This is a genomic window from Sphingomonas sp. CFBP 13706 (assembly GCF_014842355.1).
Taxonomy (GTDB): Bacteria; Pseudomonadota; Alphaproteobacteria; order Sphingomonadales; family Sphingomonadaceae; genus Sphingomonas; species Sphingomonas aerolata.
In genome coordinates this window covers 1-735 of sequence record NZ_JACYVM010000067.1, presented here as the reverse complement: position 1 = coordinate 735, position 735 = coordinate 1, and the positions used below count along the sequence as shown (strand labels likewise).

General features: G+C 66.8%; 1 protein-coding gene. It reads right to left on the bottom strand.

The window, feature by feature from the left end:
• Positions 1-735, bottom strand: a 735-nt coding sequence (locus IFS44_RS21675; protein ID WP_192100217.1) for a transposase, incomplete at both ends; no start/stop codon positions are given.

The window sequence follows — 735 nt, the reverse complement described above, 5'->3', positions numbered from 1 at the left end:
GGATGTCGCGCTCGTGGACGAGCCACGCCAGCATCTCGGCCGAGCCATAACCGGTGTCCGCCGCCAGCCGTTCGGGCCAGACGCCGAAGCGGTCCTGCACGCGCTCGATCATCCGTTTGCAGGCGGTCACCTCGGCCTGCCGGATCGCAGTGCTCGGCTCCACGTCCATGATGACGGCATGGTCGAGATCGATGAGGTAGTTGGTCGAGTAGGCGTAATAGGCTTGCCCGCCATGCGCGCAGGTCCAGCGCGACGCCGGATCCGCCGGTGCCAGAAACTTCGGCACCACCGGCGTGGCCGCCCCGAATGCGGCATCGTCGAGGACGGCAAGATACTCGCGAACGGCACGCGTGTCGGCGTCGGGCGGCAGGCCGTCGCTTCCCGGGCCGCCAGTCTGACGATTGGCATCGGCCCGGATCAGGCTCGCATCGACGGCGAAGCCCTCGCCACCGACCAGCCCCTCGGCCATGCAGCGTTCGACCGTCGTTTCGAACAGTCGGCGCAGCAGGTCGCTGTCGCGAAAGCGGCCATGGCGGTTCTTCGAGAAGGTAGAGTGGTCGGGCACGTCGCCCTCCAGCCCGAGCCGGCAGAACCAGCGATAGGCCAGGTTCAGATGCACCTCGTCGCACAACCGGCGCTCGGAACGGATCCCCATGCAGTAGCCGATGATGAGCATGCGGATCATCAGCTCGGGGTCGATCGATGGCCGTCCCATCTCGCTGTAGAACGGCTTCA